Below are 6,127 nucleotides of genomic sequence, written 5' to 3'. Positions count from 1 at the left end.
CGGGCGCGCTGATCCTGCGCCATGCCTGCACCGGCTGCGGCGTCCACATGCACGGCCCGGTCGAGCGCGACCACGCTTTCAAGGGGCTGTCCTTCATCCATCCCGAGCGCTTCCAGGAAGACGGCTGGTCGCCGCCGGGCTTCACCGCCTTTGTCTCTTCAATCATCGAGTCCGGTGTCGATCCGAGCCGCATGGACGGCATAAGGTCACAGCTGAAGTCGATCGGGCTCGAACCTTATGATTGCCTCAATCCCGGGCTGATGGACTATATCGCCACCTGGACGGCCAAGAGGTCCGGCGCGTTGCCGGCCTAACGACTGATCAGACACTATCCTTGGGGGCCGGACGAAATCGCCCGGTCCCACGCGTTGGAACGAACGCAGGCGAGCGCGTAGACGATTCGTAAGTCATTGCCGACGTGCTGTCAGCCTCGGGGCGTTGGGCTCAACGGGAATATGCTGAAAATTGGTCCAACCGGATCGTATAGCTTCAAGATCAGCGACTGCGATCAGTTGGTTCTGGCTTGGCGCGGCCCAGATCGTGGACTACAGCTTGGATCGCGGGCAAAGTCGCGCCCAAAGCGCGATGGCGGCAAGGTGGTGCTCCTTACCAGTACGATATCGAGCGCCTAGCGGGGCTTGAACGGCAGCACCATCAGCTTGCTGCGTTTTGTCCAGGAAACCAGCCCCTATACCAGCGCGACCCCAGACCAGCCGATACCATCGGTGCGGCCGCGAACAAGGCGGGCGTCGGGGAAGCGTCGTGTGGCGGCCGGCAACAGTGCGAAAGCCGGCGGTCACTGGCTGTCACGCGAAGCCGGAAGTCGGTCACGACCTGTCTCTGTTTCAATGGATCTGTCGCCGGCACATTCGGCCGATTTGGGCCACCGGGCAAGGCATTGCATTTCAGAACGGCCACATCTGCCGCGTGGCGCCGCGGAAATCATGGGCACATTCTGCTTTAGCCGGCCAAGATGGCAATGTACTATTTGCCAATAAGCTGGCCATGGTTGCAGGACTATTCTAGGCCAGACCAAACCGAAATGAAGCTGATGACCGATCGCGCCAGGTTCCTGATCATTGACGACCATCCGCTGTTTCGCGAGGCGCTGCATAGTGCCGTGCAGATGGCCTATCCGGAAGTCGACACGGTCGAGGCACGCTCGATTGCCGAGGCGCTCGAGCTTCTGACGGATGCCAAGCCGTTCGACCTGGCGCTGCTCGATCTCAGTATGCCCGACGTGCATGGGTTTGACGGGCTGCTGCAGCTCAGGACGCGTTATCCGCGCCTGCCGGTGGTCATCGTCTCCGGCTATGAGGAACCGAAGATCATTTCAGAGGCGCTGTCGTACGGTGCGGCCGGCTTCATCCCGAAATCGGCGCGCAAGAGCGACCTTGCGGCCGCCATTCGCTCGGTGATGGAAGGCGCGATCTATGTTCCCGAGACTTATGAAGGCCGGCCGCGCGACGCCGACAGCACCGACCGCGCCGAGATGGTGCAGCGCCTGGCTACGCTGACGCCGCAGCAGCTCAAAGTGCTGCAGATGCTGCGCCAGGGCCTGCTCAACAAGCAGATCGCCTATGAACTGCAGGTCGGCGAGACCACAGTCAAGGCGCATGTCTCCGAAATCCTGCGCAAGCTCAACGTCTACAGCCGCACACAGGCGGTGATCGAGGTCTCGAAGCTCGACAATGCCGAGCTTTTTCGCGATCCGGCGGGGTTTTGAGAGGGCTCGCTAAAAAGCGCACTGTCACCGTAGTCGACCGCACTCGTGTCACCGCAATCGGACTAGACTAGCCACGGCTCTCACGTTCCCGACACCAGCTAAGCAACCCGCGCCTCTCTAGTCAGATCAAATTCACGCGGCGATTGCTCTGCAGCAGTTAGCCGCTTTCCCGCGTCTAGTAAAATGGCGGCCCCCGGTCCAACGTAGAATGCTTTAATTTTACTAAATTGCTTTTTGAATGCTCTATTAAAAGTCTTCATTAGCTCCTGAGCGAGCGGCGTATCGGAGACCGTAGCCACGCGGCCATTTATCACAACATCTTCAGCCTATCGCCCACCAGGGGAAAAAGTTACTGTGTCCGGATTGCTAAGCTGATCTAGCGAATACCGGATGCCGAAAGGTGTTTTTATCGGCCTCACCTCAATGGGCACAGCGTGGCCAGTGACAAGAAATGATCGACCGCTAGAAGCCGATTCAGTGGTTGATTGCCCAAGAGTTGGAATTTGCATTCTATTGCTAAAAGAATCGAATTCCATCTTGGGAAAATGACCCATGAGGATGTATTTTATCGAAATTTCACGTTCTACTGCCTCCAATACGGGAAGAAGATCGTCCTTTAGCGCGAAGAAGTGAATCTGCTTCATATGAATTACCGCCTAGGCACAAGTAATGGCTGGAATACGGTGACCCGTGTGCTGGGAAGATACGACCGTTCAAGCCAGCAGATGTGCCAGCAACGCCCTCAGTTGGGCCGGCTTCAGCGGCTTGCGCATCAGCTCGATGCCGGCGGCGCGGGCGGCCTTGGCGACACTTTCCGAGCCGTCGGCGGTGACGATGAGCGCCGGCACGGCGCGGCCGAGATAATCACGGACCTCGGCGATTGTGGTGGTGCCGAGGTCGCCGCCGTCGAGATGCTGGTCGGCTATGACAATATCTGGCAACCAGTCGGTATCGCCAAGCAAGTCGAGCGCGTCACCGGTCGAGGTGGCGGGGCGCACCAGGCATTGCCAGCGTTCGAGCAGGGAGGTCATCGCCTGCAGCACGTCGATGTCGTTCTCGACCAGCAGCACCCTTGTGCCGAACAGACCGTAGCCGCGCGGCCGCTCCATGTCGACGGTGCTGGCGATTGGATCGGCCGTGTCGCCGATCCCGACCGGAACGTCGATATGGAAAATCGTGCCATGTCCGACCTTCGACGAAAACGTGACGGGATGGCCGAGGGCCGCGGCGATGCGGCGCACGATGGCCAGCCCCAAACCCAGCCCGCCGGCGGCAAGCCCGGCATCCGTCGGGATCACGCCGCGATGGAATTCCTCGAACACCGCCTCGCGCTGGTCGTCGGGGATGCCGCAGCCGGTATCGGCGACGTCGATGCGGATCGTGTCGCCGCGATGCCTGGTGCCGACCAACACGCCGCCCGAGCGGGTATAGCGCAGTGCATTGGACAGGATGTTCTGCAGGATGCGGCGCAGCAAGGTTCGGTCCGAACGAACGAGCGCATTGACCGGCCGGAACTTCAGCGTCAGCCCCTTCATCTCCGCAACCGGCTGAAAATCCGAGCGCAGAGACGAAAACAGCGTCTCCAGGCTGACATCGGTGATGTCGGGCTGCACGACGCCGGCATCGAGCTTGGAAATGTCAAGCAAGGTGCGGAGCAGGTCCTCCATCGTCTCCAGCGATCGCTCGACCTGGCGGACCAGCTTTCTGCCTTCCTCGCTGGTCTGTACTTCGGCAAGCGCCGAGACCGACAGATGCGCGGCGTTCAGCGGCTGCAGCACGTCATGGCTGGCGGCCGCCAGGAACCTGGTCTTGGACAGGTTCGCCAGCTCGGCGTTTTCCTTGGCTGCGTTCAAGTCGATGTTCGACTGCTCCAGCCGGCGCAAGGTCGAATGCAGCTCTTCGGTGCGGCTGCGCACCCGGCTCTCGAGCGAAATGGCGGTCTGGAACAGCGAAAAGGCATTGCCTTGCTGGTCCATGGAACGCTCGACGCGGCTGATCAGCGCGGCGTTGATCTTCTTCAGCCTTTCCACGTCGTCGATGTTCCTGAGCGGCATCCCGGATTTCCTACTCCGCCGCTTCGGCCGCATTGCGTTCACCGAAGGCGATGCCGGTGAAGGTCTGGTTCAGATGCATCGAACGGTACTGTTCGCCATAGGTGCCGAAGCCGAGGACGTTGTTGACCTTGTAGAGTTCCGAAATCTCGCGATAGACTTGGCGGTTGCGCGCGTCGAGCCGGCGCAGCACGCAGTCGAAACCGAGGATCAGGTCGATGCCGCCAAGCCTTTTGCTGACGTCGCTGAGAGCGGCGCGGGTCGCCTCGACCATGTCCTTAGGCTGGGCGACGGCAAGCACGACACCATCGTCGATGGCGCAGAAGAACGACAGCGAGCCGTCCGCATGCATCTTCTGGATTGAACGGCAGTAAAATTCGCCGCCGACTTTCACCACCACCGGGTGCGAGGCAAAACTCAGTGGCGTCAGCATCTGCGCGACGACGCCGACCGAGGCGGCATATTCCTCGGCGGCAATGGTGGCGTTGAATTCGCGCACGATGCGGTGGTCGGGATCGGATGCCGTCACCACCAGCTTCTCGTCGGTGGGAACGAAATTGTCGGTCTTGAACACGTGGAAAGGAATTTCCGTGGTGATCAGCACGATGATGGCGCTGTCGGAGGTCACTTTGCCGTTCGAGATCAGCCGCGTTGTCTCGAATTTCAAATCATCGCCAGCCGACCCGCCGATCAGTGGGATGTCGTCGAGCCCCCAATGGATGGCGGAGGTCACCGCTTCTTCGGCATAAGACAGGCCGTCGATCAAGCAGAGCGCGAAAGTGGTGTCGGCTCGCTCGTGCCCGAGGCGCTCGTGTAACGAACGCCTCAGCGCCTCGACTTCGCCGGTAATCCCGTCCATGCCCGATGAGGACAGATTTTCGACCATGGTGCTGGCTGCCGAAAACGATGCGGAGGGAAGCAGCATAGCCAGGATCTGGCCTTCCTCCAGCCCTTTGGGCGTTATCTCACCGGCCGTCGAGCAGCCGGCATAGTGGAGCGCCGGCGCGTGGGTCTTCAGCGCTTCCGACAGGGCGACGGCCTCTATGAGGCTCTGCGAGAAAAACAGGAGGGCAAACCCGGCGTCAATGGCCGCTGCTTCCGCTGCCACCGCCCGGGCGAACGCATCCGCGTCAGATTCGTCGGTGGTGAGCACCGAAAGGCCGCATGCATAGCGCGTCCGTGACTTGGCCAGCGGCTTCCTCCTCCATTTCCTCCGACGCTTTTTTTGTGCGCGTCTGGCGCGCCGGCGTCGAGGTCATTGTTGTCTTGAAGCGGTGCTTTGGCAATGAGCCAACATGATGGATTTGAAGTTTCTGCCGTTTGACGGCGTCCGCGCAGCCGCTCACAGACGGAAGGCCGCATCGCATCGCCATCGCGTTCGCTTCGTTACGCCGTTTCCTGCCTTTGCGTGACAACTGGGTCATCCAGCGGGCAGTGCAAGTAAAGCGCCACATCACGACTGATGCTGAATCCGTCAAAGAGGTGCGAAACTTCGTAGGAGCAAGGTCTTCGCGAGTGCCGAGCAGGGGATATTTGTCACCACCGCCTCTCGTTGTCGAAAGTAGCGCGAGCGGTACCGAGGAAGGCCCGAGAGACGAAGTCAAAGCTGCACCCGATCGGGTCGAAGCCAATTTCCGCCTACCGCGCTTCACGCTATTGCAAGACATTCAAATTTGAGCTTCCGCACTCATGCTTTGTCGAGAGTATCTCCGTAGGTTTTAGCCGTTCTGAATCGCCGTCGGCGACGATGACGACGAAATAGGAGAACGCAATGGCTCGCAATCACGTTGAACGTCTTGGAGAGTTTAGGGAAATCTTGGTCGCGACTCGACGCGAAGGAGTCCGTAACGTGCACCATACTCGCGACGCAATGCGGGCAAGTGGCTTTCAGATCGGGGACAGCGACGGATCCAGCTACGGAGCCGAGCTGAAGGTGCTCCAAGAGGAAATTGAGGCAGTCGATCGCGCCATCGAAGACGAGAAGCGGTTGGCCTTGGCCCTCGAGAGCGCGGCTCAATCCCGCCGACCGACTAAACCGAGAATCGTGAAGGGAACATAGAGTCCGGTAAGGCCCTTGGCGCCCGTCGCGTCGATCGCCTTCGGTACAGTGTCGGGCTCGTCGCCGCCGTGGTGCAGCGCCCTAAAAGCGGACGTTTCGCTTTCGGCCCCTAGCGCATCGTAGAGCATTTGCTCGGCAAAAATCGCTCCTGTGAACTCCGACGTCGCATGGCGGACCAACAGGTTCGGCCAACATCAGGTGAGGCGTAGTTCCAACAAACATGCAGTTCAGACAATCGATTACGCGTCTTTGTTGAAGTCGTGCCATGCGGCCGATCCGAGAGGGTCGGCC

Annotated in this window: 4 protein-coding genes and 1 pseudogene; 2 read left to right on the top strand and 3 right to left on the bottom strand. The window is 60.2% G+C overall.

What is annotated here, in order from left to right; genetic code table 11:
• Positions 1-314 (top strand): annotated as a pseudogene (locus tag NKI54_RS31260) (S-(hydroxymethyl)glutathione synthase); the annotation flags it as partial.
• A 728-nt stretch (positions 315-1,042) separates the two neighbouring features.
• The gene (locus NKI54_RS31255) at positions 1,043-1,726 is read left to right on the top strand and encodes a response regulator (protein ID WP_023679211.1); all 684 of its coding nucleotides are present in this window, start codon (positions 1,043-1,045) and stop codon (positions 1,724-1,726) included.
• A gap of 713 nt (positions 1,727-2,439) precedes the next feature.
• Here NKI54_RS31255 and NKI54_RS31250 read toward each other — a convergent pair.
• From NKI54_RS31250 to NKI54_RS31240, 3 genes are all read right to left on the bottom strand, one after another.
• Entirely contained in the window at positions 2,440-3,780 is a 1,341-nt protein-coding gene (locus NKI54_RS31250; protein WP_352693490.1) for an ATP-binding response regulator, read from the bottom strand.
• A 10-nt stretch (positions 3,781-3,790) separates the two neighbouring features.
• Positions 3,791-4,930 carry an FIST N-terminal domain-containing protein gene (locus NKI54_RS31245; RefSeq protein ID WP_352693488.1) on the bottom strand — a complete coding sequence of 380 codons (1,140 nt, stop codon included), beginning with the start codon at positions 4,928-4,930 and terminating at the stop codon, positions 3,791-3,793.
• A gap of 860 nt (positions 4,931-5,790) precedes the next feature.
• Positions 5,791-6,015, bottom strand: coding sequence for a hypothetical protein (locus NKI54_RS31240; RefSeq protein ID WP_352693486.1), 225 nt, complete (start codon positions 6,013-6,015; stop codon positions 5,791-5,793).
• Positions 6,016-6,127: the final 112 nt, after the last annotated feature.

It is taken from the genome of Mesorhizobium sp. M0663 (genome assembly GCF_040320585.1).
Lineage (GTDB): Bacteria > Pseudomonadota > Alphaproteobacteria > Rhizobiales > Rhizobiaceae > Mesorhizobium.
Note: the sequence above shows the minus strand (reverse complement) of the source record. Positions and strands in the feature narration are given on the sequence as shown.

Excerpts from the sequence above, each read along its gene's own strand:
- NKI54_RS31255 (WP_023679211.1), top strand. The coding sequence starts at position 1,043 with ATGAAGCTGATGACCGATCGCGCCAGGTTCCTGATCATTGACGACCAT.
- NKI54_RS31250 (WP_352693490.1), bottom strand. The coding sequence starts at position 3,780 with ATGCCGCTCAGGAACATCGACGACGTGGAAAGGCTGAAGAAGATCAAC.